Consider the following 24,926-nt stretch of genomic DNA (forward strand, 5'->3'; position numbering starts at 1 on the left):
GTTATGTTTGAAGGATGAGGAGTCCGGCGTGAAGAAGACCTCGACCCGGCTGGCCGACGGTCGCGAGCTCATCTACTACGACCTGCGTGACGACCGCGTGCGCGGTGCGGCCGACCGCCGCCCGCTGGACCGCACCGTCACCACGTCCGAGATCCGCCGCGACCCCCTGCTCGGCGACCGTGTCGCCATCGCCTCCCACCGCCAGGGCCGCACCTACCACCCCCCGGCCGACGAGTGCCCCCTGTGCCCCTCCCAGGGCGACCGGCTCAGCGAGATCCCCGACTCCTCCTACGACGTCGTGGTCTTCGAGAACCGCTTCCCCTCGCTCGCCGGCGACTCCGGCCGCTGCGAGGTCGTCTGCTTCACCTCCGACCACAACGCCTCCTTCGCCGACCTCTCCGAGGAACAGGCGGGCCTGGTGCTGGACGCCTGGACGGACCGCACGTCGGAGCTGTCCCATCTCTCCTCCGTCGAGCAGGTGTTCTGCTTCGAGAACCGGGGTGCCGAGATCGGGGTGACCCTCCAGCATCCGCACGGGCAGATCTACGCCTACCCCTTCACCACCCCGCGCACCGCCCTGATGCTCCGCTCGGTCGCCGCCCACAAGGAGATGACCGGCGGGGAGAACCTCTTCGACGCCGTCCTGGAACGCGAACTCGCCGGTGAGCGGGTCGTCCTGGAGGGTGAGCACTGGGCGGCCTTCGTGCCGTACGCGGCGCACTGGCCGTACGAGGTCCACCTGTACCCCAAGCGCCGCGTGCCCGACCTGCTCGGCCTGGACGAGGCCGCGCGCACGGAGTTCCCCACGATGTATCTGGAACTGTTGCGGCGCTTCGACCGGATCTTCGGCGACGACGAGCCGCCGACGCCGTACATCGCGGCCTGGCACCAGGCCCCGTTCGGCGCGCTGGAGGAGTTCGACGGGGTCGTGCGCGAGGACTTCGCGCTCCACCTCGAGCTTTTCACCATCCGCCGCACTTCCGGCAAGCTGAAGTTCCTCGCGGGTTCCGAGTCCGGCATGAACGTGTTCATCAACGACGTGCCGCCGGAGCGCGCGGCCGAACGACTGCGAGAGGTAGCGAGTTCATGAGCGGGAAGTACCTGGTGACGGGCGGCGCGGGATACGTCGGCGGGGTGGTCGCCCAGCACCTGCTGGAGGCCGGTCACGAGGTCGTCGTCCTCGACAACCTCTCCACCGGCTTCCGCGAGGGCGTCCCCGCCGGTGCCTCGTTCGTCGAGGGCGACATCCGCGACGCGGCCAAGTGGCTGGACTCCTCCTTCGACGGCGTCCTGCACTTCGCGGCGTTCTCGCAGGTCGGCGAGTCGGTGGTGAAGCCGGAGAAGTACTGGGACAACAACGTCGGCGGCACCATGGCCCTGCTGGCCGCGATGCGCGAGGCGGGCGTGCGCACGCTGGTCTTCTCCTCCACGGCGGCCACCTACGGCGAACCGGAGCAGGTCCCGATCGTCGAGTCCGCCCCGACGAAGCCCACCAACCCCTACGGCGCCTCGAAGCTCGCCGTCGACCACATGATCACCGGCGAGGCGGCGGCGCACGGCCTGGGAGCGGTCTCGCTGCGCTACTTCAACGTCGCCGGCGCCTACGGCGCGTACGGCGAGCGCCACGACCCCGAGTCCCACCTGATCCCTCTGGTCCTCCAGGTCGCCCAGGGCCGCCGGGACGCGATCTCCGTCTACGGCGACGACTACCCGACGCCGGACGGCACCTGCGTGCGCGACTACATCCACGTCGCCGACCTGGCCGAGGCCCATCTGCTGGCCCTGACGGCCGCCACCCCCGGCGAGCACCTGATCTGCAACCTCGGCAACGGCAACGGCTTCTCCGTCCGCGAGGTCATCGAGACGGTCCGGCGGGTGACCGGCCACCCGATCCCGGAGGTCGTGGCCCCGCGCCGGGGCGGCGATCCGGCGGTGCTGGTGGCGTCGGCCGCCACGGCCCGCGAGAAGCTGGGCTGGAACCCGTCCCGCGCGGACCTCGCGGGAATCGTCGCGGACGCGTGGGACTTCGCGCAGCGGCGCGGCAACTAGGACATACGGAAGGGTCAGGGGTCAGGGCATGAGCGAGGCTGTTGCCGAGACGGTCGCCGGGCGGTTCGCGGAGCTGTACGGATCCGCGCCGGACGGGGTGTGGGCGGCGCCGGGCCGCGTCAACCTCATCGGCGAGCACACCGACTACAACGACGGCTTCGTGATGCCGTTCGCCCTGCCGCACCAGGCGGTGGCCGCGGTGTCCCGCCGCGAGGACGGCGTCCTGCGCCTGCACTCGGCGGACGTCGAGGGGGGCGTCACCGAACTCCACCTGGACGCCCTGGCCCCCGAGTCGGACAAGAACTGGACGGCGTACCCGGCGGGCGTGGTCTGGGCGTTGCGCGAGGCCGGCCACGCGGTGACGGGCGCGGACATCCACCTCGCCTCCACCGTCCCCTCGGGCGCGGGCCTGTCGTCGTCGGCGGCCCTGGAGGTCGTGGTCGCCCTGGCCCTGAACGACCTGTTCTCCCTCGGCCTGCGCGGCTGGCAGCTGGCCCGCCTGTGCCAGCGCGCGGAGAACGTCTACGTCGGCGCCCCGGTCGGCATCATGGACCAGACGGCGTCGGCGTGCTGCGAGTCCGGGCACGCGCTGTTCCTCGACACCCGCGACCTCTCCCAGCGGCAGATCCCCTTCGACCTGGCGGCCGAGGGCATGCGCCTGCTGGTCGTCGACACGCAGGTCAAGCACTCCCACAGCGAGGGCGAGTACGGCAAGCGCCGCGCGGGCTGCGAGAAGGGCGCGGCCCTGCTGGGCGTGGACGCGCTGCGGGACATCCCCTACGACGGGCTGGACGAGGCCCTGGCCCGTCTCGGCGACGAGGAGGAGGTCCGCCGCCTGGTCCGCCACGTCGTCACGGAGGACGAACGCGTCGAACGGGTCGTGTCCCTCCTCGAATCCGGCGAGACCCGCGCGATCGGCCCGGTCCTGGTGGAGGGCCACGCCTCCCTGCGCGACGACTTCCGCATCTCCTGCCCGGAGCTGGACCTGGTCGTCGACACGGCCCTGACGGCCGGCGCCCTGGGCGCCCGCATGACCGGCGGCGGCTTCGGCGGCTCGGCGATCGTCCTGGCGGAGGAGGCGGACGTGGAGGCGATCACGAAGGCGGTGAGGGAGGCCTTCGCCGCGGCGGGCTTCACCACCCCCCGCGTCTTCGAAGCGGTCCCCTCCCCGGGAGCCCGCCGCCTGCACTGACCCCGCCCCGGGACCGGCCCCTTCCGGCACCGTGAGGTGTGCTCAGACCAGCCTCTTGACCAGCGTGTACTCCGTGATCCCCGGGGGGTAGTCCGGCACCACGCACACCACCTCGTACCCCTGCTTCTCGTAGAAGCGAGGGGCCTGGAAGTCCCAGGTCTCCAGGCGGGACGCGCGGCAGGCGCGTTCCGTCGCGGCGATGTGTTCCGCCCGGGCGAGCAGCCCGGCGCCCAGGCCGCGTCCCCGGTGGCGTTCGTCCACCCACAGGTACGTCACGTGCAGCCAGGTCGCCCAGGTGTGGCCGACCAGGCCGCCGGCCAGTTCGCCGCCGGTGTCGTTCACAGCCCACACGTGCAACGGGACGTCCCGTTCGTCCGGTGTTCCGCGCAGGGCGCGCAGCACCGGGGAGGCGGCCGTGTTCGCGTCCCGCAGGCGCATGCGGAGCAGATCACGTCGGGCCTTGTCGACTTCTGTCTCAAGACGAAACATGCGGCACACGATAAACGTGCCGGACAGTCAGTTCTGCAAATAACCTTCCGCTCCGGGCCCCCGTCCGTACCCTGATGAACAGCACCGGTGGGGGCCGGTGCCGCTCAGGGGGCGAGACAGCCGGGTACGACACCCGGAGTGGGGGTAGCGGTTCCTGCACGGCGGCGGCCGTGCGGCTGCGGCGCCCCGGTCAGGCTGCGGCAAGGACGGACGGACAGACGCAGCGGACGCACACTCCGGGGTCGTACCCGCGGTGTCGTCTCCCGACGATGGGGTATCCCCTGCTCTTCCGAGAGCTCGGGTAAGGGGGTTTCGTGGTTCGCATCCGAGTCCTGGTCGTCGACGACCATCGCATCTTCGCCGAGTCGCTCGCCGCGGCCCTGGCCGCCGAGCCCGACGTCGACGTCTCCGCCGCCGGCAGCGGCCCCGCCGCGCTGCGCAGCCTGGAGCGCGCGGTCGCCGAGGGGCGCCGGTTCGACGTGCTGCTCGTCGACGCCGACCTGGGCGGCAAGGTGCCGGGCGCGCGCCCGGCCGTGCCCGTGCAGGAGGGCAACGAGGACGGGCTCGTGGACGGGATATCCCTCGTCGCGGGCGTGCGTTCCGCGCAGCCGAACGTACGGATCGTCGTGCTGGCGGAGAAGGACGACCCGCGCCGGGCCGCGCTCGCCCTGCAGGCCGGTGCCTCCGGGTGGGTCGCCAAGGACTGCTCGCTGTCCCGGCTGCTCACCGTCATCCGGGGCGTGCTGCGGGACGAGACGCATCTGCCGCCCGCCCTGCTCACCGGCGTGCTGCGCGAGCTGACCGCCGCCCGCAAGCACCGCACGGAGAGCGAGCGGCTGGTGGAGTCGCTCACTCCGCGTGAGCGCGAGGTGCTGCGGTGCATGGTGGCGGGGCTGGGACGCAAGGCCGTCGCCGAGCGCCTGTACCTGTCGCCGCACACCGTCCGGACGCACATGCAGAACGTCCTCGGCAAGCTGGGGGTGCACTCGACGCTCGCCGCCGTGGCCCTCGCCCGGCGGGCCGGAGTGGGGCCCGTCGACCTAGCCGGGGATGTTGTCGAACGGGGCGGTCAGCTGGCGTAGCAGCCCCGCCAGGTCGCCGCGCTGGGCCCGGGTGAGCTCGGCGAGGATCGCGCGCTCCTGGTCCAGCAGCCCCGCCAGGGCCTGGTCCGCGCGGTCCCGGCCCTCGTCCGTCAGCCGGACGAGCACGCCCCGGCGGTCGCTGGGGTCGGGCAGCCGTTCCACCAGGCCCTTCTTGGCCAGGCGGTCGATGCGGTTCGTCATCGTGCCCGAGGTGACCAGGGTCTGGGTGAGGAGCTGCCCGGGCGAGAGCTGGTAGGGCGTGCCCGCGCGGCGCAGGGCCGTCAGCACGTCGAACTCCCACGGCTCCAGGCCGTGCTCCGAGAAGGCCAGGCGGCGCGCCCGGTCCAGGTGCCGGGCGAGTCTGCTCACACGGCTGAGCACCTCGAGCGGTTCCACGTCGAGGTCCGGGCGCTCCCGGCGCCATGCTGCGACCAGCCGGTCGACCTCGTCCTCCATGACGATCAGTGTAGTGGTTGTGTCGACGTAGAGTCTCTTGACGTCCATTATCTTGACATCGAGATACATTGCCGATCACGCTGGGTGTGCACCCGTGCCGACCCGGACGCACGGCCGCCCCGAGGCTCCAGGAGGACCCATGCCCGCAGCCGCCCCCGGCTGGGACCCCGCCCAGTACCTGCGTCACGCCGGGCACCGCGCCCGGCCCTTCGCCGACCTCCTCGCCCGCGTCCCCGACCTGCCCGGTGAGCCGCCGCGCGTCGCCGACCTCGGCTGCGGCCCCGGCAACGTCACCGCGCTGCTCGCCGACCGCTGGCCCACCGCCCGGATCACCGGCTACGACAACTCGCCCGAGATGCTCGACCGGGCCCACGTCGACCACGAGGGCCCCACCCCCGGCGGCGGGCGCCTCGACTTCGCCCCCGCCGACGCCCGCACCTGGACCCCCGGCGAGCCCTACGACCTGATCGTCAGCAACGCCACGCTGCAATGGGTGCCGGGGCACGCCGAACGCTTCGCGGACTGGATCGCCGGGCTGGAACCCGGCGGAGTCCTCGCCTTCCAGGTGCCCGGCAACTTCGACGCCCCCAGTCACCGGCTGATGCGCGACCTCGCCGCCTCACCGCGCTGGCGCGACCGGCTCGACGGCACCCTGCGCCACGCCGACGCCGTCCACACCCCCGCGGCCTACCTGGAGCGGCTGAACTCCCTCGGCTGCGAGGCCGACGTGTGGGAGACGACGTACCTGCACCTGCTGCCGGGCGAGGATCCCGTGCTCGACTGGGTGAAGGGGACCGGGCTGCGGCCCGTGCTCACCGCGCTCGCGGACGATCCCGAGGCCCGGGAGGGCTTCCTCGCCGAGTACCGGGCGGCCCTGCGCGAGGCCTATCCGGCCGGCCCGCACGGCACGCCGTTCCCGTTCCGGCGGATCTTCGCCGTGGCGCGCAGAAAGGGCTGATGATCACGGCCGCCGAGCGTCGGGGTCGGCCAGGACTTCCGGGCGGCCGGCAAGGCGCACCCCGAACCGCGGGACCGGACCGGCCCGGTCGACACGGCCAGTGATCAATACATCTAGGCCTTGCGGCGTCCTATCAGGTGCGGCTTGGCCTCCAGGCCGTCCAGGCCGTGCCACGCCAGGTTCACCAGGTGCGCGGCCACCTCGGCCTTCCTCGGCTTGCGCACGTCCAGCCACCACTGCCCGGTCAGCGCGACCATCCCGACCAGGGCCTGGGCGTACAGCGGGGCCAGCTTGGGGTCGAAGCCGCGGCTTTTGAACTCGCGCCCCAGGATGTCCTCCACCTGCGTGGCGATGTCCGAGATCAGCGAGGCGAACGAGCCGGTCGACTGGGGGATGGGCGAGTCACGGACCAGGATGCGGAAGCCGTCCGTGTACTCCTCGATGTAGTCCAGAAGGGCGAAAGCCGCCTGCTCGCACAGTTCGCGCGGGTGACCGGCCGTGAGGGAGCCGGTCACCATGTCCAGCAGGCGGCGCATCTCGCGGTCCACCACGACCGCGTACAGCCCCTCCTTGCCGCCGAAGTGCTCGTAGACCACCGGCTTGGAGACCCCGGCCTTCGCCGCGATCTCCTCCACCGACGTGCCCTCGAACCCCTTGGCGGCGAAGAGCGTGCGACCGATCTCCAGCAACTGCTGGCGGCGCTCGGCACCGGTCATCCGGGTGCGACGCGCTCGCCGCGGCTTGTCATTGCTGGGGGTGCTGCTCGAGTCGGTCGCCACAGCGACCATCATGCCGCCTCGACGGGCTCCTTCCCGCGCCGGGAGCCGCCTTCCCCGGTGGTACGCCGAGAATCGATACGCGAGCGTGACGGCCAGCGCACGTCGTACGCCCAGCCGGCCAGCTCGAACCAGCGGATCAGCCGCGCGGAGGAGTCGAGCTGGCCGCGCATCACACCGTGCCGTGCCGAGGTCGGGTCGGCGTGGTGCAGGTTGTGCCAGGACTCGCCGCAGGACAGGACCGCCAGCCACCACACGTTGCCCGAGCGGTCACGCGACTTGAAGGGGCGCTTGCCCACCGCGTGGCAGATCGAGTTGATCGACCAGGTCACGTGGTGCAGCAGGGCCACCCGGACGAGCGAACCCCAGAAGAAGCCCGTGAACGCGCCCCACCAGGACATCGTCACCAGGCCGCCGATCACCGCCGGCAGTGCCAGCGACACCACCGTCCACAGCACGAACTGGCGGGAGATGGCGCGCAGCGTCTTGTCCTTGATCAGGTCCGGGGCGTACTTCTCCTGCGGCGTCTGCTCCTCGTCGAACATCCATCCGATGTGTGCCCACCACAGGCCCTTCATCAGGGCCGGCAGGGTCTCGCCGAACCGCCACGGCGAATGCGGGTCGCCCTCCGCGTCGGAGAACTTGTGGTGCTTGCGGTGATCCGCCACCCAGCGCACCAGCGGCCCCTCGACCGCCATCGACCCCGCGATCGCCAGCGCGATCTTCAGCGGCCGCTTCGCCTTGAAGGACCCGTGCGTGAAGTGGCGGTGGAACCCGATCGTGATGCCGTGGCACCCCAGGAAGTAGAAGAACACCAGCAGACCGAGGTCCAGCCAGCTCACCCCCCATCCCCACGCCAGCGGCACGGCCGCCAGCAGCGCGAGGAACGGAACGGTGATGAAGAGGAGGAGGGCGATCTGCTCGATGGACCGCTTCTTCTCGCCGCCCAGCGTGGCGGATTCCGCTGCGGCGTCGATGGGCTGACCGGGCGCCTTCGCGGCGTCCTCGATCACGTCGGAACTACTGGTCATACGCGTCCCCTGGGGGGTATGTGGCCGAAGAGGGAGTAGCCGGGCCACGGGAATCCGTGCGGTGCTTCCTACGGTTCCGTAACCTACGGCATCGTAAGTATGGCAGTGCGTCGCTCCGCGGCAAGAGCCCGACAGCCTGCGCGTCCCGCCCGACACCTATCCTTGAGTCGGTCGGACAGCGCGGTCCGCTCTGATTTCTTCCCGGACGTCCGGCCCCGTAAGCGGCGCCCGCCGCGCGAGACGCCGTCCGGGTTCCCTCCCAGACGAGCTTCAACACTGCAAGGAGCCGCACCTGTGAGCAGTGCCGACGACCAGACCACGACGACGAGCAGCGAGCTGCGTGCCGACATCCGCCGCCTGGGCGACCTCCTCGGAGAGACCCTCGTCCGGCAGGAGGGCCCCGAACTCCTGGAACTCGTCGAGAAGGTACGCCGCCTCACCCGAGAGGACGGCGAGGCCGCCGCCGAGCTGCTGCGCGGCACCGAACTCGACACCGCGGCCAAGCTGGTCCGCGCCTTCTCCACCTACTTCCACCTGGCCAACGTCACCGAGCAGGTCCACCGCGGCCGCGAGCTGCGCGCCCGGCGCGCCGCCGAGGGCGGACTCCTCGCCCGCACCGCCGACCGCCTCAAGGACGCCGACCCCGAACACCTGCGCGAGACGGTCCGCAACCTCAACGTCCGCCCCGTCTTCACCGCCCACCCCACCGAGGCCGCACGCCGGTCGGTCCTCAACAAGCTCCGGCGCATCGCCGCGCTCCTGGACACCCCGGTCATCGAGTCCGACCGCCGCCGCCTGGACATCCGGCTCGCCGAGAACATCGACCTCGTCTGGCAGACCGACGAACTGCGCGTCGTGCGCCCCGAGCCCGCCGACGAGGCCCGCAACGCCATCTACTACCTCGACGAACTCCACGCCGGCGCCGTCGGCGACGTCCTGGAGGACCTCACCGCCGAACTGGAGCGGGCCGGCGTCAAGCTCCCCGACGACACCCGCCCTCTCACCTTCGGCACCTGGATCGGCGGCGACCGCGACGGCAACCCCAACGTCACCCCCCAGGTGACCTGGGACATCCTCATCCTCCAGCACGAGCACGGCATCAACGACGCCCTGGAGACCATCGACGAACTCCGCGGCTTCCTGTCCAACTCCATCCGCTACGCCGGCGCCACCGACGAACTGCTGGACTCCCTCCAGGCCGACCTGGAGAACCTCCCCGAGATCAGCCCCCGCTACAAGCGCCTCAACGCCGAGGAGCCCTACCGGCTCAAGGCCACCTGCATCCGGCAGAAGCTGCAGAACACCAAGAAGCGCCTCGCCGACGGCACCCCGCACGTCGCGGGCCGCGACTACCTCGGCACCGGCGAACTCCTCGCCGACCTGCGGATCGTCCAGGACTCCCTGCGCGCCCACCGCGGCGGCCTCTTCGCCGACGGCCGCCTCGCCCGCACCATCCGCACCCTCGCCGCCTTCGGCCTCCAGCTCGCCACCATGGACGTCCGCGAACACGCCGACGCCCACCACCACGCCCTCGGCCAGCTCTTCGACCGCCTCGGCGAGGAGTCCTGGCGCTACGCCGACATGCCCCGCGAGTACCGCGCCAAGCTCCTCGCCAAGGAACTCCGCTCCCGGCGCCCCCTCGCCCCCACCCCGGCACCCGTGGACGCGCCCGGCGAGAAGACCCTCGGCGTCTTCCAGACCGTCAAGAAGGCCCTGGAGGTCTTCGGACCCGAGGTCATCGAGTCCTACATCATCTCCATGTGCCAGGGCGCCGACGACGTCTTCGCCGCCGCCGTCCTCGCCCGCGAGGCGGGCCTCATCGACCTCCACGCCGGCTGGGCCAAGATCGGCATCGTCCCGCTGCTGGAGACCACCGACGAGCTGAAGGCCGCCGACACCATCCTGGAGGACATGCTCTCCGACCCCTCCTACCGGCGCCTGGTCGCGCTGCGCGGAGACGTCCAGGAGGTCATGCTCGGCTACTCCGACTCCTCCAAGTTCGGCGGCATCACCACCAGCCAGTGGGAGATCCACCGCGCCCAGCGCCGCCTGCGCGACGTCGCCCACCGCTACGGCGTCCGGCTGCGCCTCTTCCACGGCCGCGGCGGCACCGTCGGCCGCGGCGGGGGCCCCACCCACGACGCGATCCTCGCCCAGCCCTGGGGCACCCTGGAGGGCGAGATCAAGGTCACCGAGCAGGGCGAGGTCATCTCCGACAAGTACCTCATCCCGTCCCTGGCCCGCGAGAACCTCGAACTCACGGTCGCCGCCACCCTCCAGGCGTCCGCCCTGCACACCGCGCCCCGCCAGTCCACCGAGGCCCTCGCCCGCTGGGACGCCGCCATGGACGTCGTCTCCGACGCCGCCCACGCCGCCTACCGCCGGCTCGTCGAGGACCCCGACCTGCCGACGTACTTCCTGGCGTCGACGCCGGTGGACCAGCTCGCCGACCTGCACCTGGGCTCCCGGCCCTCCCGCCGCCCCGGCTCCGGCGTCTCGCTCGACGGCCTGCGCGCCATCCCCTGGGTGTTCGGCTGGACCCAGTCCCGGCAGATCGTCCCCGGCTGGTTCGGCGTCGGCTCCGGCCTCAAGGCCCTGCGCGAGGCCGGCCTCGACACCGTCCTCGACGAGATGTACGGGCAGTGGCACTTCTTCCGCAACTTCATCTCCAACGTCGAGATGACCCTCGCCAAGACCGACCTGCGGATCGCCCAGCACTACGTCGACACCCTCGTCCCCGACGAGCTCAAGCACGTCTTCGACACCATCAAGGCCGAACACGAGCTGACCGTCGCCGAGGTCCTCCGCGTCACCGGCGAGAACGAACTGCTCGACGCCGAACCCGTCCTCAAGCAGACCTTCGCCATCCGCGACGCCTACCTCGACCCCATCTCCTACCTCCAGGTCGCCCTGCTCAAGCGGCAGCGCGACGCGGCCGCCGCCGGCGAGACCCCCGACCCGCTGCTGTCCCGCGCCCTGCTCCTCACCGTCAACGGTGTGGCGGCCGGCCTGCGCAACACCGGCTGACCCGGCCCCGCACACGAACAGTGCCCCCGAGCCGCACCCGGCTCGGGGGCACCGCTCATGTCACACCTCAGCCGCGACCCGCCCGCCGGCGACGGAAGACCAGCAACCCGCCGGCCGCCAGCAGCACCGCCGCCGCACCCGACAGCAGGCCCACCGGCGCCCCGCTGCCCGTCTCGGCCAGATCACCGCCGGCACCCTGCGGCGACGGCGACGCGGACGCCGCCACACCCCCGCCCGCCGACGCACTCGGGGACGCCGAAGCGCCCGGCCCACCCGACGGCGCCCCGGACACCCCGGACGACGGCGACGCGGACGCCGGACCGGACGCCGGCCCGGACGGCGAACCGGAGGGCACCGAACCGCCCGGCTCCTCCTCGTCCTCGCAGTCCGTCCAGAACACCTTGTGCTTCGCCGCGCCCTTCTCGCCGTCGAAGTTCCAGACCAGCTTGTAGTGCCCGTCGGGCAGCGACAGGTCCGCGCTGCGGCCGTGGCCCTCGCCGTCCAGCGTCAGAGCGCCGGAGTCCACCCTCTCCCCCTTGTTCTCGCTCGGGGGGATCGCGTCGATGCGCCAGTCGACGCGCTGACCGCCGTCGAAACCGAAGGCGTCCAGGTAGAACGTGCACACGTGCGGCTCGTTGCGGCGCAACTCCTCACCCGTGGCGGCGTCATGGATCTTGACCGTGCCGTCGTCGCCGGGCGCAGTGGCGTGCGCGGCCGGAGCGAACAGGAAAGCGGTGGAGGCGGCGGCGCAGACGGCGCCGAGGCGGGGAAGGCTTCGCATGGGGACGTAGTCCATCTTCGAGAAGTGACGGGAAGATGTGGAGGGGGCGGCTCAGCTTCCAGCCCGGCCCGACGGCACGTCAATCACGAACACACAACACTCGGGCCCCTCCACAGACCTGGAGAACGCCCCGGCCCTTCAGACAGTCACGAAAGCGGCCGTCAGCAAGCCCACCCCGGACAACGCCAGCACCCACGCCGCCCGCGTCCGCAGCAACCCGCCCGCCACCACCACCGACGCCAGCAACAACGCACCACCCAGCGGCACCCACGCGTACAGCACACCCGCCGGACCCGACCGCACCGCCTCGGCACCGCCCGGCTTCAGCACCACCGCGTACGTCCGGCCCCGCTCCACCGCCACCGACCGCTCCAGCACCACCCTCGGCCGCGGCTGCGCCCCCGCCGACGTCGGCGCGAACCGGCCCCAGCACGTCTCCGCCCCGCACCCCACCACGTCGACCGTGCCCCGCTCCCGGCCCTTGGTCAGCATCACGTGCTGCGCCGTACCCCACGACGCCCACACCCCCGCGACCAGGATCAGCACCGCGACCGCGCCCATCGCCACGAACCGCCCGAACCGCAGCACGACGACCGACGCCGGACGGGAAGCGGGGGCATGGGCAGGCATGGCCGGGATCATTGGCCATGCCTCAACGGCCCGTCAACCTCACCGGGCGACAAGTCAGGAGTTGTACGTGCTTTGCGCCCGCTCCAGGCCCTCGATCACCAGACACTCCACCGCGTCCGCCGCCCGGTCCACGAAGTAGTCCAGCTCCTTGCGCTCCGCCGAGGAGAAGTCCTTCAGCACGAAGTCCGCCACCGGCATCCGCCCCGGCGGCCGGCCGATCCCGAACCGCACCCGGTGGTAGTCCGCCCCGAACGCCTTCGTCATCGACTTCAGACCGTTGTGCCCGTTGTCGCCGCCCCCCAGCTTCAGCCGCAGCGTCCCGTAGTCGATGTCCAACTCGTCGTGCACCGCCACCACATGAGCCACCGGCACCTTGTAGAAGTCCCGCAGCGCGCTCACCGGACCACCCGACAGGTTCATGTACGACATCGGCTTCGCCAGGATCACCCGCCGGTTCGCCGGACCCGGCGGCCCGATCCGCCCCTCGACCACCTGCGCCTGCGCCCGCCCGGCCCGCTTGAACCTCCCCCCGACCCGCTCCGCCAGCAGATCGGTCACCATGAAGCCCACGTTGTGCCGGTTGCCCGCGTACTCCGGCCCCGGATTGCCCAGCCCCACGATCAGCCAGGGAGCGGCGGCATCGGTCGTCACGTCCATGTCTCCTTCATACGCGTCGGCCGCTGCCCCGCACGGGAACAGCGGCCGACGAAACGACGACGGGGAGGATCAGGCCTCGGCGGCCTCGTCCCCGGCGCCCTCCTCGCCCTCCGGGGCCTCCTCGGCCTGCGCGGCCAGCACCTGCAGGACGACGGCGTCCTCGTCGACGGCCAGCGTCGTGCCCTTCGGCAGCGTGATGTCCTTGGCCAGGATCGAGGCACCGGCCTCCAGACCCTCCACCGACACGGTCACCGACTCGGGGATGTGCGTCGCCTCGGCCTCGACCGGCAGCGCGTTCAGCACGTGCTCCAGCAGGTTGCCGCCCGGGGCCAGCTCGCCCTCGGTCTGCACCGGGATCTCCACCGTGACCTTCTCGCCACGCTGGACCAGCTGCAGGTCCACGTGCTCCAGGAAGCCCTTCAGCGGGTCACGCTGCACCGACTTCGGAATCGCCAGCTCGTTGGTCTTGCCGTCGATGTCCAGCGCGATCAGGACGTTCGGCGTACGCAGCGCCAGCAGCAGGTCGTGACCCGGCAGCGTCAGGTGGATCGGGTCCGAACCGTGCCCGTACAGGACACCCGGAACCTTGTCCTCGCGACGGATACGGCGCGCGGCACCCTTGCCGAACTCGGTACGCGTGGCGGCGGAGATCTTCACCTCGGACATAGCACTCACTCCTCGAAGTCAGAAACGGACGTGGTCACCCGGCCACGAACGGCCTGCTACGAAGAGCGCGTCGATAACGGACCACCGACCCGTGAGAAAACGGGAACGGCCTCCCTCGCCGAGCAACTGCAGCAGTCTACTCGGAGGGGAAGGCCGCACCCAAAACGATCTCTACTGCTCGTCGAACAGGCTCGTCACCGAACCGTCCTCGAACACCTCACGCACCGCACTCGCGATCGTCGGCGCGATCGACAGCACCGAGATCTTGTCCAGATCCCGGCCCAGCTCCGACGGCGTCGGCAGCGTGTTCGTGAACACGAACTCACTCACCCGCGAGTTCTTCAGCCGGTCGGCGGCCGGACCCGACAGCACACCGTGCGTCGCCGTCACGATCACGTCCTCCGCACCGTGCGCGAACAGCGCGTCCGCCGCGGCACAGATCGTCCCACCCGTGTCGATCATGTCGTCCACCAGGACGCACACGCGGCCCTTCACCTCACCCACGACCTCGTGGACGGTGACCTGGTTCGCGACGTCCTTGTCCCGGCGCTTGTGCACGATCGCCAGCGGCGCGCCCAGCCGGTCGCACCAGCGGTCCGCGACCCGCACCCGGCCCGCGTCCGGCGACACGACCGTCAGCTTCTCCCGGTCCACCTTCCGGCCCACGTAGTCCGCCAGCAGCGGCAGCGCGAACAGGTGGTCCACCGGACCGTCGAAGAAGCCCTGGATCTGGTCCGTGTGCAGATCGACCGTCAGGATCCGGTCCGCGCCCGCCGTCTTCATCATGTCCGCGATCAGACGCGCCGAGATCGGTTCACGCCCGCGGTGCTTCTTGTCCTGCCGCGCGTAACCGTAGAACGGCACGATGACCGTGATGGAGCGGGCCGACGCACGCTTCAGCGCGTCGATCATGATCAACTGCTCCATGATCCACTTGTTGATCGGAGCCGTGTGGCTCTGGATCAGGAAGCAGTCGGCACCCCGCGCCGACTCCTGATAACGCACATAGATCTCACCGTTGGCGAAGTCGAAGGCCTTCGTCGGGACGACCCCGACACCCAGCTGTTGGGCGACCTCCTCCGCAAGCTCGGGGTGGGCGCGGCCGGAGAAGAACATCATCTTCTTCTCGCCGGTCGTCTTGATCCCGGTCACAGCACTGTCTCCTCAGAGGTGTCGCAGCTGGGTGTCGAGAGACCTCGCAGCCGGCTTGCCGGAGGCCGTCTCAGCTGGTGGGGTGCGGGTGTGCACTTATCACCGTACGCCGTGTTTGAGGCACCGGTTTCCGGTCACCCTTCGCCGGCCGGCTCCCGGGACGCCGCCTCCGCCGCCTTCGCGGCCGCGCTCCCCGGACGCTTCCGGGCCACCCAGCCCTCGATATTCCGCTGCTGACCACGGGCCACGGCCAGCGAACCGGGCGGCACATCCTTCGTGATCACGGACCCGGCGGCGGTGTACGCGCCGTCCCCGACCGTGACAGGCGCCACAAACATGTTGTCCGAACCCGTCCGGCAATGCGACCCGACCGTCGTGTGGTGCTTCTCCTGGCCGTCGTAGTTCACGAACACGCTCGCGGCACCGATGTTCGTGTACTCCCCGATCGTCGCGTCCCCCACGTACGACAGGTGGGGCACCTTCGTCCCCTCACCGATGGAGGCGTTCTTCGTCTCCACGTACGTACCGATCTTGCCCTTCGCGCCCAGCCGCGTCCCCGGACGCAGATACGCGTACGGCCCCACCGACGCCCCCGGACCCACCTCGGCGCCGTCGGCCACCGTGTTGTCCACACGCGCCCCGGCACCGACGCGGGTGTCCTTCAGCCGCGTGTTCGGACCGACCTCCGCGCCCTCGGCCAGATGCGTCGCGCCCTGCAGCTGCGTGCCCGGGTGGACCACCGCGTCCTGCTCGAACGTCACGGTGACGTCGACCCACGTGGTGGCCGGGTCGATCACGGTCACACCGGCCAGCATCGCCTCCGTCAGCAGCCGGTCGTTCAGGATCCGGCGGGCCTCCGACAGCTGCACCCGGTTGTTGATCCCGGCGATCTCACGGTGGTCGCCGGCGACACAGGCCCCGACCCGGTGCCCGGCCCCCCGCAGGATCCCGAGCACGTCCGTCAGGTACTCCTCGCCCTGGCTGTTGTCCGTGCGCACCTTCTTCAGCGCGTCCGCGAGCAACTGGCCGTCGAACGCGAACACACCCGAGTTGATCTCCCGGATCGACCGCTGGGCGTCGGTGGCGTCCTTGTGCTCCACGATGGCGGTCACGGCACCGGTCGCCTCGTCCCGCACGATCCGCCCGTAGCCGGTCGCGTCCGGCACCTCGGCGGTCAGCACGGTGACCGCGTTGCCGTCCCCGGCGTGCGTCTCGGCGAGGGCCCGCAGGGTGGCGCCGGTCAGCAGGGGGGTGTCCCCGCACACGACCACGACGGTCCCGTCGACGGACCCGCCCAGCTCCTCCAGGCCCATCCGGACGGCGTGCCCGGTGCCGTTCTGCTCGGCCTGCACGGCGGTACGCACGCCGGGGGCGATCTCGCCGAGGTGCGCGGTGACCTTCTCGCGCGCGTGGCCGACCACGACGACCAGGTGCTCGGGGTTCAGCTCGCCCGCCGCGGCGAGCACGTGCCCGACGAGGCTGCGACCGCAGAGCTCGTGCAGGACCTTGGGTGTGGCCGACTTCATACGGGTGCCCTCACCCGCTGCGAGAACGACGACGGCTGCCGGGCGGTTGGCGCTCACGGGATGCCCTTCGGCTGTGGATGGGGTGGGGGTGACATCCGCAGGATACCGGGGGGTTTTGCGGCCGACATGAGGGCGGGTCCCGACTGGGCTTGCCAGTCAGGACCCGAACCGAGTGTGTGCTCCCCTGCCAGGACTCGAACCTGGAACAAATCATCCAAAGTGACCCGTGTTGCCAATTACACCACAGGGGACTGTAAACCCGGCTAATCGGACATTTTGCCAATCGGCTGGGTGGCTCCCAACACTATGCCGTACCAAGAGCCTTCGATGCGACGGTACAGGTCGGCGCTCCTCCTCACCTTGATCACGAGGCAACCCCGGTACGCGGTGCCGGTGTTCTTGCGAACCGTCCTGGGGTTGTGCCTCTTCAACGTCGTCTTGTTGAACGCGGAGCGGTCGGCTTCGACGAGGTCGGCCCAGTACCTCTCCGCGCCCGCCACGTCGGCCGACTCGTGGATCATCACGGTGAACCGAAGCCGGTCCCGTTCCACACCCAGCAGGTCGAGCCAGGCGAGGAACACCTCGATCATCCCGGGGTCGCTGTTGACGAAGCAGACGTTCTCGCGGCGGTCGTACGGCTTGTCCTTGCCGCCCTCCGCCCAGTAGAGGCCGACGCCCAGGAGGAACAGCTCGCGCGGTGACAGCGCGCCGACCGCCTGCTTCGCCGTCTCCTTGGTGCGCTGCCGTTCCTCGTCGCGCAGGCGCAGCGTGGCCTCCCAACCGCGCCTCGCGATCGCCGACGCCTCCTCGCGGGTCCGCTTGCGTTCGGGCTTGGGGAGGTCCCGGACCCACAGTGAGATCGAGCTCTTCGAGCAGCCGAGTTCGGCCTGGATCCGGTCGTACGTCCAGCCCTGGAGCCGTAGCTCCCTGGCCCGTGCCCGGAGGTCGTCCTTGGCGTTCGGGCGCTTCATCCAGGCTGGCGGGGGCTCGCCCTCCGGGAGGTGGCCTTCGCGGCGCAGCGCCACCGCCCGTTCCCGGAGGTCTTCGACGTCGGTGTGTTTGCCGGTGGCATGTGTCATACGCATACCGTCCGGGCGGAATGGCCGGCTCCGGGGTCGAACGGTGCGTGGTTCAGCAGTTCGAGGGATATCGGGTGGATTCGCAGCCGAACGGTCACGCTGTGTGGTGTGGGCCAGTACGGGAAACTCACCGGAAAACCGGCCGGGGGCGCCCGTAGGCTGGAGGCATGACCGCGACGGGGGAAGACCATGTGACGGCCCGGGGAGGGCCGTGGTGGTGGGCCAGGCGGCGCAGTGCCGTGTTCGATGTGAGTCTGGCCGTGGTGTCCGCGCTGGAGTGCGGGCTGGAAGGGATTCCGTTCGCGCGGGACGCGGGGGTCCCGGTCGCGGCGGGAGTGGTGTTCGGCGTGCTCGCCGGTGCCGTGCTGGTGGTGCGGCGGCGGTGGCCGATCGCCGTCGTGCTGGTCTCGATCGCCATCACGCCCGCCCAGATGGGTTTCCTGCTGGGCATCGTCGGTCTGTACACGCTCGCCGCGGCCGAGCTGCCGCGGCGGATCATCGGCTCGCTGGCGGGGATGTCGCTGGTGGGGACGCTCATCGTGACGTTCGTGAAGACGCAGCAGGACATGGTCCGGGGGGACTTGGACCTGGGCGACTGGTTCGTGCCGTTCGCGGCCGTCACGATGTCGCTGGGCTTCACCGCGCCCCCGGTGCTGCTCGGGCTGTACGTGGGGGCGCGGCGGCGGCTGATGGAGAGCCTGCGGGAGCGGGCGGACAGCCTGGAGCGGGAGCTTCAGCTGCTGGCCGAGCGGGCGGAGGAGCGGGCCGAGTGGGCCCGCAACGAGGAGCGGACCCGGATCGCCCGGGAGATGCACGACGTGGTGGCGCACCGGGTGAGTCTGATGGTGGTGCACGCGGCGGCGTTGCAGGCGGTGGCCCGGAAGGATCCCGAGAAGGCGGTGCGCAACGCCGCGCTGGTGGGGGACATGGGGCGGCAGGCGCTGACCGAGTTGCGGGAGATGCTCGGGGTGCTGCGCAGCGGTGCGGAGGAGCGGCGTGTGCCGGCCGCGTCGGTGCCGTTGGCGGCGGTGGGGGTGGCCGCCGCTGCGGCGGCCTCGCGGGTGGCCGACGACGAGGGGCCGTCTCTGGCCGAGATCGAGGAGCTGGTGGGGCAGTCGGCTGCCGCGGGGATGGTGGTGGACCTGTCGGTGGAGGGGGATCCCCGGTCGTACGCGCCGGAGGTGGAGCAGACGGCGTACCGGGTGGTGCAGGAGGCGCTGACGAACGTCCACAAGCACGCGGCGGGGGCGAAGACGTACGTGCGGCTGGCGCACCGGGTGTCGGAGATCGCGATGCAGGTGGAGAACGAGCCGCCGGGGGAGGAGGCGGCGTCGTCGGCGCGGTTGCCGTCCGGGGGGAACGGTCTGGTGGGGATGAAGGAGCGGGTGGCGGCGCTGGGCGGGGTGTTCGTGTCGGGGCCGACGGACGCGGGGGGTTTCCGGGTGTCGGCGGTGATTCCGGCGTCGTAGTCCGCCTCTTGGTGCGCGGCCCGGGTCAGCCGGTGGTGAGGCGGGCGGGTGCGGTGCCGGCGACGAGGGTGGTCAGGGCCTGGTCGATGTCGGCGCCGAGGTACCAGTCGCCGGTGTGGTCGAGGGTGTAGACGCGGCCTTCGGTGTCGATGGCGAGCAGGGCCTGGGTGTCGGTCTCGGCGCCGAGGGGGCAGACCTCGGTGCCGAGGGCGCGGCCGAGGTCGCCGAGGGTGCGGGCCATGTGCAGGCCGTGCAGCGGGTCGAGGTGGAGGGTGGCGGGGGCGACCTGGCGGCCGGGGCCGGTGGGGGCGATGTGGAGTCCGCCGAATTCGGCCCAGGCCTCGACGGCGGCGGGGAAGACGGTGTGGCGGTGGCCCGCGGGGGAGACGTGGTCGCGCAGGGCGTCGGCCCAGATCTCGGCCTGTTTGATGTCCCAGCGTCCGGGTTGCCAGCCGGCGGCGCGCAGGGCGGCGTCGACGGGTACGGCGAAGCGGGTGGAAGAGGTGCGGTCGGTGTGCATCTGCCCTTCGTCTCGTCGAGGTCATGTCTGGCGCGTGAGGGGGCGCGCCGGAGTGCTGGGTCGTGCGGGTGTGGGGGGTGGTGGCGTCAGTTCCGGGTGGCCGGGTCGACTATGCGGACGCCGAAGTGGGCGCTGAGCGCGGTGCAGGCGCGGCAGGGGGTGGCGAAGCTGCCGTGGAGGGGGTCGCCGTCCTCGCGGATGCGGCGGGCGGTGAGTTTGGCCTGCTTGAGGGCTTTGCGTGCCTCGCCGTTGGTCATGGGTTTGCGTGCGGCGCGTTTGCTGCGCGCGGCGTCGGCGGCGGCGATGTGGCGGGAGATGAGGATGGTCTCGGCGCAGCGGCCGGTGAAGCGGTCGCGCTGGGCGCTGGGGAGGGTGTCGAGGAAGTCCTGGACGAGGGGGTGCAGGGCGGGGGGTGTGTCGCCGCGGGCGGCGGTGCCGGTGAGGGTGGCGCCGCGGACGGAGAGGGCGGCGGCGACGGTGGGGAGGATGCCGTCGCGGCGGTGGAGGAGGACGGGGGCGTGGGCGGCCTCGGTGGCGCTCCAGCCGATGCGGGGGTCGCCGCCGTTGCGGGGGTCGCCGGTCCGCGGGTCGGTGTGGCGCGGGTCCGTGCGGCGTGGGTCGGCGTCGCGTGGGGCGCCGTTTCGTGGGTCGGCGGGCCTGCCGGTGTGTGGTCCCGTCTGTGTCGCGTTCATGATCGTATTCCCCTCCGTGCATCCCCCGGGAGGTCACAGACTGCCAAATGCCGTGGCTCGTGCGGAAGCTGGGGCGGGGCGACACGCCCGTACCGGGGCGTGGCGTCACGGTGGGGTGACGCCTGGTCACGGAAGCGGAGGGGGCGCCGGCCGGTGCCGGTGACCGGTGTCGTCGTACCGCATAGGCTGTCGGCACCGCGGGCGATGCGGTGATCCGTTCGGGGATCGATGCAGTGAACCGGAGGGTGATCCGTGAGGTGGGCGCGCGCGGTGGCGGTGTGCCGAGGCGCGCCGCAGTCGAGACAGAAGACGTGACAGTCGATACGGGCCGTAGTGCGCCAAGGTGGTGGATACGGGTCGTACAGAGTGCCGCAGGGGGCAACCGCCATGACGACAGGTCGGCTCGGGCTGGGGGCACCTCCCGGCCGCCAGGCCGGGGGACAAGCCGCGCCGCCGAACGCGGCCTATGCCGGGCAGGTCGTGCATTTCCCGGACCCGGTCCGGGCGGCCCGTCACCCGAGAGGGGTACGGGTGGACGAGCGTGGTTACCCCGACTTCTCGCCCTACGCGCGCGCGGCCGCGGAGATCGCGGAGCCGCCGGAGGGTTTCGGCGTCGACGAGCTGCGGCTGACGGACTACGTGTCGGCGAACATGGCGCTGGCGGCGTCCGGGCACGAGCTGTGGGACACGGTGCCCGCGGTGGCGACGCCGCACGGCTGGACGTGGCACCACGTGGTGGGCTCGCGGCGGCTGGAGCTGGTCCCGGTCGAGGTGAAGGCGCTGCTGCGGCATCACGGCGGGGTGGCCACCTCGGGCGTCGACCATGCCAAGCGGGGCACGCGGCCGTTGCAGGAGACGCGTCCGGCGCACTTCGGGCTGCCGAAGTCGGGTGTGGCGGTGACGGAGTCGCAGGTGCAGGGCGTCGAGGAGGACCTCGGCTACCGGCTGCCGGGTGCGTACCGGTCGTTTTTGAAGGCGGCGGGGGGCTGCGCTCCGGTGGGTGCCGCGCTCGACGCGGAGCTGGGGCTGCTGATCGACCAGCCGTTCTTCACGGTGCGTGACGAGGCGGCGGTCAACGACCTGGTGTACGTCAACAAGTGCCTGCGTGACCATCTGACCAAGGACTACCTGGGGATCTCCTTCGTCCAGGGCGGTCTGCTGGCCGTGAAGGTGAAGGGCGAGCGGATCGGTTCGGTGTGGTTCTGCGCGTACGACGACGTGCGGGACGTGGATCCCTCGCTGCCGCCGGCGGAGCGGGTGGAGCGGCTGCTGCTGCCGTGCGGGGACGACTTCGACGTCTTCCTGTCGCGGCTGGCCGGCAGTCCGCCGGAGTTGGAGACGGTGGCGAACCTGATGGTGGACGGCGGGTTCGCGCGTGTGGTGCCGGTGGACGCGGTGTCGTCGTCGGCCGTGGGGGAGTGACGTCAGCGATGGTGACCTTCGCACAGGCGCAGGAGCGCGCGGAAGAGTGGATCAACGGGGACGTGCCGTCGTACCAGCATCGTGAGGTGCGGGTGCGGGAGTTCGACCTCGGGTTCGTGGTGTGGGCCGAGGACCGGGCGGACGGGCCGCGGTCGGACGGCGGCGCGCAGCGGCTGGTGATCGCGCGGGACAGCGGCGAGGCGACGCTGTGGCCCGGGTTGCCGGTCGGTGAGGTGATCCGCCGGTACGAGGAGGAGTACGGGCGTTCCGACGCGGCGGACGAGCCCGCGCCGGCGGCGCCCGCGCGGGTGGATCTGAACCAGACGTCGTTCCTGCTGACTCCGCCGGAGTGGTTGCAGGACGCGGCGGACAGGCTGGGGATCCCGGACCGGCGGGAGACGACGTCCGCCGGCGCGGGTGGCTCTGCGGACGCCTTGGACGCTCCGGGCGCTTCGGATGTCTCGGGTGCCCCGGGTGCTCCGGGTGCCTCGGGTGTTCCGGGCGGTGAGGGTGCGCCCGTGGCGCCGGGGAGTGGGGCGTCGTGGCCGGCCGCCGGGGGGAGTGACACGGGGGCCGCGGCGGATGCGTCCGGGGTTCCGGAGGTGCCGGGTGCCCCCGGTGCGCCCGCGGGGGCGACGCCCTGGGCGGGCACGGACACCAACGGTGACGCCGGTGACGACCGTTCAGTGCCGCTGCCCGCGACGGTGTTCGCGCCGCCGCTGAGCGAGAGCGACGGCGACGCGCCGCCGTCCACGACACCGGACGCCAAGACGGCCCTGATGGCGGGCGGCAGCCGGCTTCCGCCCACGGCGCTGTCCCCGGCGATCGACGATCCGAGCGCGGCGCCCGGCGGGCCCGGTACGCCGCCGGGCGGTGCGCCGCACGGCAGCACGCCTCCGCCCACGCAGGCGGGTCAGCCGTACGGGTATCCGCAGGGGCCGGGCAGCTCCGGCGTGCCGCATCCCCCGGCCGGGCCGGGGGATGCGCCAAACGCCGGGGACATCGCCGACGCCGCGACCAGCAAGGCGACTCCGCCGCCCGGACGCAACCTGGGTGCGGGTCCGGCCACGCCGCCTCCGCCGGGTGCCCCGGGAACGCCGGGCACGCGGCCCGGCGACACGCCCGCGCCGTCGGGCCCGGGAGCTCCGGGTACGCCGGCGGGCGGTTACGTGCCCACGCAGCTGGTCTCGGCACTCGGACCCGAGGGTCCGGGAGGACCTGGAGCACCTGCTGCCGGCGGCCCCAGCGGCCCCGGCGGCCCGGGCAGCCAGGGCGGGCAGGGCATCCCTGGCGCCACCGGCGGTCCCGGTGCGCCGGGCGGGCCGGGTGGCCAGGGGCCGGGTGTGCCGCTGCCGCCGGGTGTCCCGAACCCCCCTGGTGCAGGTAGCGGTTCCGGCGTGCCCGGTGGCCCTGGTGCCCCGGGTGGTCAGGGTGCCCCGGGCGGCCCGGGTGTGCCCCAGCCGCCGGGTGCTCCGAACCCCCCTGGTGCCCCGGGCGGTCCCGGTGCCCCGGGTGGGACTCCGCCCGGTGGTGTTCATCACGCCGCCACCATGCTCGCCGGCCCGGGGCGGATGGGCCCGGGAGGGCCTCAGGCTCCGCAGCCGCCGGGGCCTCCTGGTGCGCCCGGTGTTCCGGGAGCCCCGGGTGGGCCCGGTGCGCCGCAGCCTCCTGGAGGGCCGTATCCGCCCGGTGCTCCGCAGGCGCCCGGTACGCCCGCTCCGCCCGGGCCGCCCGGCGCCCCGCAGCCGCCCGGTGTCCCCGGTGTGCCCGGTGGGCCGGGGCCCGTGCATCACGCGGAGACCATGCTGGCCACGCCCCCCGCGGGCGGCCCCGGCGTGCCTCCGCCGCCGCAGGCCCCCGGCGCACCCCCCGGCGTGCCTCCGATGCCGCACGGCGGCATGCCGGGCGCGGTGCCGCCCGGTGTGATGCCGCCCGGTCAGCCCGTTCCCGGGCAGCCGCCGGCGTACGGCTATCCGCAGCAGCCGGCCGGGCAGCCCACGGTCGGCCCCGGCTATCAGGCCGTGCTGCGCTACCGCGCGCAGGACGGTTCCGAGCAGCAGCTGATCCGGCGTTCCGCGCCGGGCGTGCCGCACCCGGAGTGGCAGATCTTCCACGAGCTGCGGGCCATGAACGTGCCCCCGGACCAGGTGCTGGAGCTGCACACCGAGCTGGAGTCGTGCGAGCTGCCGGGCGCGTACTGCGCGCGGATGATCCGGGAGCAGTGGCCGCAGGCGCGGATCACGTCCATCGCCCCGTACGGCACGGATCACGCCAGCCGGCAGCAGGGCATGCAGCAACTGCTGGCTCACCAGGGCGAGTTGCACCAGGTGGCGGACGGCCCGGCGCGTCCGGCCCCGGTGCGCGCTCCGCTGCCGCCGGTGCAGGCGGTGCCGCCGATCCCGCCGGAGGGCATCGCGCAGGAGCTGGCTGCGGCGTTCGGGCCGGGGGTGTTCCGGTTCGAGCAGGCGGCCGTGTCCCGGCAGGGCGTGCCGCCGGTCGTGGCGCACACGCTGGTCGCGGCCGGACTGCCGTTGGACATGGGCCCGTTCTTCTGGGCGCAGGCCCAGCCGGGCCGGCCCGTGCCGACGCTGGCGGAGCTGGCGGCCGAGCGCGGTGTGCAGCCGGCCTCGGACGCGGGCTCGTACCTGGTGATGGGCAGCGACTTCGGCAAGGCGATCTGCGTCCAGTACGGCACGGCGCACATCGTGGCCGTGCCGGTGGAGGCGGGGCCGGGCGGGGCGCCCGTACCGCCGCAGTTCGTGAACACCGGGCTGCCGGAGTTCGCGCGCTGCCTGGCGCTGCTGGGCCGGATGTGGCGGCTGCGGTTCGGTCTGAACCAGGAGCAGGCGGGTCGCTGGACGGTCGATTTCCAGGCGCAGCTGGCCGCGCTGGATCCGGCGGCGCTGGGTTCGCCGGAGAGCTGGTGGTCGGTGCTGCTGGAGCAGATGTGGGACGGGCTGCTGTGACGCCGTGACGCGTCGCGGCCGACGGGCCGTGCGGGAGCCGGGCCCGGTCGTTCGCTCGACCAGGCCCGGTCGTTCGTTCGACCGAGCTCGGCGGGGGCGATGACGCGGCTGCCGGACCGCTCCAGGGAGCCCGTGCCGGACGCCCTGGGGGACGAGGTGGCCGGCCACTTCGACGAGAGGGAGCCGTCCGGGCTGATGCTCGTCGTCGCGCCGGCGAACCTGTGCAACCGCGTGACCCGGGCGCGGAGTGTCGCGTGATGAACACTCCCGTCCGATCCACCAGGATGTGCGCGAAATCCTCCCGAT

At 72.1% G+C, this 24,926-nt stretch carries 23 protein-coding genes and 1 tRNA gene; 10 read left to right on the forward strand and 14 right to left on the reverse strand.

All coding sequences use genetic code 11. The features are described 5' to 3' along the window. Positions 1–28 precede the first annotated feature (28 nt). From galT to galK, 3 genes are read left to right on the forward strand one after another with little or no spacing between them, the layout of a single operon-like run. Positions 29–1,090 (forward strand): galactose-1-phosphate uridylyltransferase, encoded by a 1,062-nt coding sequence (gene galT, locus ACIGAN_RS17495; RefSeq protein ID WP_365736025.1) that lies wholly within the window; start codon positions 29–31, stop codon positions 1,088–1,090. Further along, the gene (gene galE, locus ACIGAN_RS17500; protein ID WP_365094979.1) at positions 1,087–2,049 is read left to right on the forward strand and encodes a UDP-glucose 4-epimerase GalE; all 963 of its coding nucleotides are present in this window, start codon (positions 1,087–1,089) and stop codon (positions 2,047–2,049) included. Before galT ends, galE begins: the two co-directional genes overlap by 4 nt. Before the next feature lie 28 nt (positions 2,050–2,077). Then, on the forward strand, positions 2,078–3,241 hold the full coding sequence (gene galK, locus ACIGAN_RS17505) for a galactokinase (RefSeq protein WP_399858438.1): 1,164 nt from the start codon (positions 2,078–2,080) through the stop codon (positions 3,239–3,241). Between the two features lie 42 nt (positions 3,242–3,283). On the opposite strand, the gene ACIGAN_RS17510 is transcribed toward galK, so the two are convergent. Beyond that, complete coding sequence (locus tag ACIGAN_RS17510) at positions 3,284–3,730, reverse strand: GNAT family N-acetyltransferase (RefSeq protein ID WP_399858440.1); 447 nt, start codon at positions 3,728–3,730, stop codon at positions 3,284–3,286. Positions 3,731–4,044: 314 nt separating this feature from the next. Between ACIGAN_RS17510 and ACIGAN_RS17515 the strand changes: the two genes are divergently transcribed. Then, on the forward strand, positions 4,045–4,812 hold the full coding sequence (locus tag ACIGAN_RS17515; RefSeq protein WP_365736030.1) for a response regulator transcription factor: 768 nt from the start codon (positions 4,045–4,047) through the stop codon (positions 4,810–4,812). Here ACIGAN_RS17515 and tamR read toward each other — a convergent pair. Continuing rightward, positions 4,771–5,268, reverse strand: coding sequence for a MarR family transcriptional regulator TamR (tamR, locus tag ACIGAN_RS17520; RefSeq protein ID WP_309093749.1), 498 nt, complete (start codon positions 5,266–5,268; stop codon positions 4,771–4,773). The genes ACIGAN_RS17515 and tamR overlap by 42 nt on opposite strands. Positions 5,269–5,407: 139 nt before the next feature. Here tamR and ACIGAN_RS17525 point away from each other — a divergent pair, with 139 nt between their 5' ends. After that, positions 5,408–6,226, forward strand: coding sequence for a trans-aconitate 2-methyltransferase (locus ACIGAN_RS17525; RefSeq protein WP_399858443.1), 819 nt, complete (start codon positions 5,408–5,410; stop codon positions 6,224–6,226). Between the two features lie 113 nt (positions 6,227–6,339). Here the strand turns inward: ACIGAN_RS17525 and ACIGAN_RS17530 are convergent, their stop codons facing one another. Together ACIGAN_RS17530 and ACIGAN_RS17535 are read right to left on the reverse strand one after the other, a co-directional pair. Beyond that, the gene (locus tag ACIGAN_RS17530; protein ID WP_311681662.1) at positions 6,340–7,017 is read right to left on the reverse strand and encodes a TetR/AcrR family transcriptional regulator; all 678 of its coding nucleotides are present in this window, start codon (positions 7,015–7,017) and stop codon (positions 6,340–6,342) included. Beyond that, complete coding sequence (locus ACIGAN_RS17535; RefSeq protein ID WP_365736035.1) at positions 7,014–8,033, reverse strand: acyl-CoA desaturase; 1,020 nt, start codon at positions 8,031–8,033, stop codon at positions 7,014–7,016. Before ACIGAN_RS17535 ends, ACIGAN_RS17530 begins: the two co-directional genes overlap by 4 nt. Before the next feature lie 294 nt (positions 8,034–8,327). Between ACIGAN_RS17535 and ppc the strand changes: the two genes are divergently transcribed. Then, on the forward strand, positions 8,328–11,060 hold the full coding sequence (gene ppc / locus ACIGAN_RS17540; RefSeq protein ID WP_399858446.1) for a phosphoenolpyruvate carboxylase: 2,733 nt from the start codon (positions 8,328–8,330) through the stop codon (positions 11,058–11,060). Between the two features lie 67 nt (positions 11,061–11,127). On the opposite strand, the gene ACIGAN_RS17545 is transcribed toward ppc, so the two are convergent. From ACIGAN_RS17545 to ACIGAN_RS17580, 8 genes are all read right to left on the reverse strand, one after another. Further along, a complete protein-coding gene (locus ACIGAN_RS17545) occupies positions 11,128–11,841 on the reverse strand; it encodes an LPXTG cell wall anchor domain-containing protein (protein WP_399858448.1) in 714 nt (237 codons plus the stop codon). Positions 11,842–11,979: 138 nt separating this feature from the next. Further along, the gene (locus ACIGAN_RS17550) at positions 11,980–12,471 is read right to left on the reverse strand and encodes a hypothetical protein (RefSeq protein ID WP_365094957.1); all 492 of its coding nucleotides are present in this window, start codon (positions 12,469–12,471) and stop codon (positions 11,980–11,982) included. Positions 12,472–12,525: 54 nt separating this feature from the next. Continuing rightward, positions 12,526–13,128, reverse strand: coding sequence for an aminoacyl-tRNA hydrolase (gene pth, locus ACIGAN_RS17555; RefSeq protein ID WP_399858451.1), 603 nt, complete (start codon positions 13,126–13,128; stop codon positions 12,526–12,528). 69 nt (positions 13,129–13,197) lie between these two features. Further along, positions 13,198–13,794 carry a 50S ribosomal protein L25/general stress protein Ctc gene (locus ACIGAN_RS17560; protein ID WP_365736043.1) on the reverse strand — a complete coding sequence of 199 codons (597 nt, stop codon included), beginning with the start codon at positions 13,792–13,794 and terminating at the stop codon, positions 13,198–13,200. A 171-nt stretch (positions 13,795–13,965) separates the two neighbouring features. After that, positions 13,966–14,946, reverse strand: coding sequence for a ribose-phosphate diphosphokinase (locus tag ACIGAN_RS17565; RefSeq protein WP_094053509.1), 981 nt, complete (start codon positions 14,944–14,946; stop codon positions 13,966–13,968). 134 nt (positions 14,947–15,080) lie between these two features. Continuing rightward, positions 15,081–16,529 (reverse strand): bifunctional UDP-N-acetylglucosamine diphosphorylase/glucosamine-1-phosphate N-acetyltransferase GlmU, encoded by a 1,449-nt coding sequence (gene glmU, locus ACIGAN_RS17570; protein WP_399858454.1) that lies wholly within the window; start codon positions 16,527–16,529, stop codon positions 15,081–15,083. Between the two features lie 122 nt (positions 16,530–16,651). Then, positions 16,652–16,723, reverse strand: a tRNA-Gln gene (locus ACIGAN_RS17575). Positions 16,724–16,735: 12 nt separating this feature from the next. Further along, the gene (locus ACIGAN_RS17580) at positions 16,736–17,551 is read right to left on the reverse strand and encodes a helix-turn-helix domain-containing protein (protein WP_399858456.1); all 816 of its coding nucleotides are present in this window, start codon (positions 17,549–17,551) and stop codon (positions 16,736–16,738) included. Between the two features lie 167 nt (positions 17,552–17,718). Between ACIGAN_RS17580 and ACIGAN_RS17585 the strand changes: the two genes are divergently transcribed. Next, complete coding sequence (locus tag ACIGAN_RS17585) at positions 17,719–19,020, forward strand: sensor histidine kinase (protein WP_365736049.1); 1,302 nt, start codon at positions 17,719–17,721, stop codon at positions 19,018–19,020. 25 nt (positions 19,021–19,045) lie between these two features. On the opposite strand, the gene ACIGAN_RS17590 is transcribed toward ACIGAN_RS17585, so the two are convergent. Together ACIGAN_RS17590 and ACIGAN_RS17595 are read right to left on the reverse strand one after the other, a co-directional pair. Then, the gene (locus ACIGAN_RS17590) at positions 19,046–19,540 is read right to left on the reverse strand and encodes an SUKH-3 domain-containing protein (RefSeq protein WP_365094942.1); all 495 of its coding nucleotides are present in this window, start codon (positions 19,538–19,540) and stop codon (positions 19,046–19,048) included. 86 nt (positions 19,541–19,626) lie between these two features. Next, positions 19,627–20,232, reverse strand: coding sequence for a YwqJ-related putative deaminase (locus ACIGAN_RS17595; RefSeq protein ID WP_365736051.1), 606 nt, complete (start codon positions 20,230–20,232; stop codon positions 19,627–19,629). A gap of 387 nt (positions 20,233–20,619) precedes the next feature. On the opposite strand from ACIGAN_RS17595, the gene ACIGAN_RS17600 reads away from it, so the two are divergent. From ACIGAN_RS17600 to ACIGAN_RS17610, 3 genes are all read left to right on the forward strand, one after another. Beyond that, positions 20,620–21,654, forward strand: a complete 1,035-nt coding sequence (locus ACIGAN_RS17600) for an SMI1/KNR4 family protein (protein ID WP_365094936.1) — start codon at positions 20,620–20,622, stop codon at positions 21,652–21,654. 8 nt (positions 21,655–21,662) lie between these two features. Further along, a complete protein-coding gene (locus ACIGAN_RS17605; protein ID WP_399858460.1) occupies positions 21,663–24,620 on the forward strand; it encodes an SUKH-4 family immunity protein in 2,958 nt (985 codons plus the stop codon). A 99-nt stretch (positions 24,621–24,719) separates the two neighbouring features. Further along, complete coding sequence (locus ACIGAN_RS17610; RefSeq protein ID WP_399858463.1) at positions 24,720–24,878, forward strand: hypothetical protein; 159 nt, start codon at positions 24,720–24,722, stop codon at positions 24,876–24,878. Positions 24,879–24,926: the final 48 nt, after the last annotated feature.

The organism is Streptomyces sp. NPDC085931, from assembly GCF_044540565.1.
Taxonomy (GTDB): Bacteria; Actinomycetota; Actinomycetes; order Streptomycetales; family Streptomycetaceae; genus Streptomyces.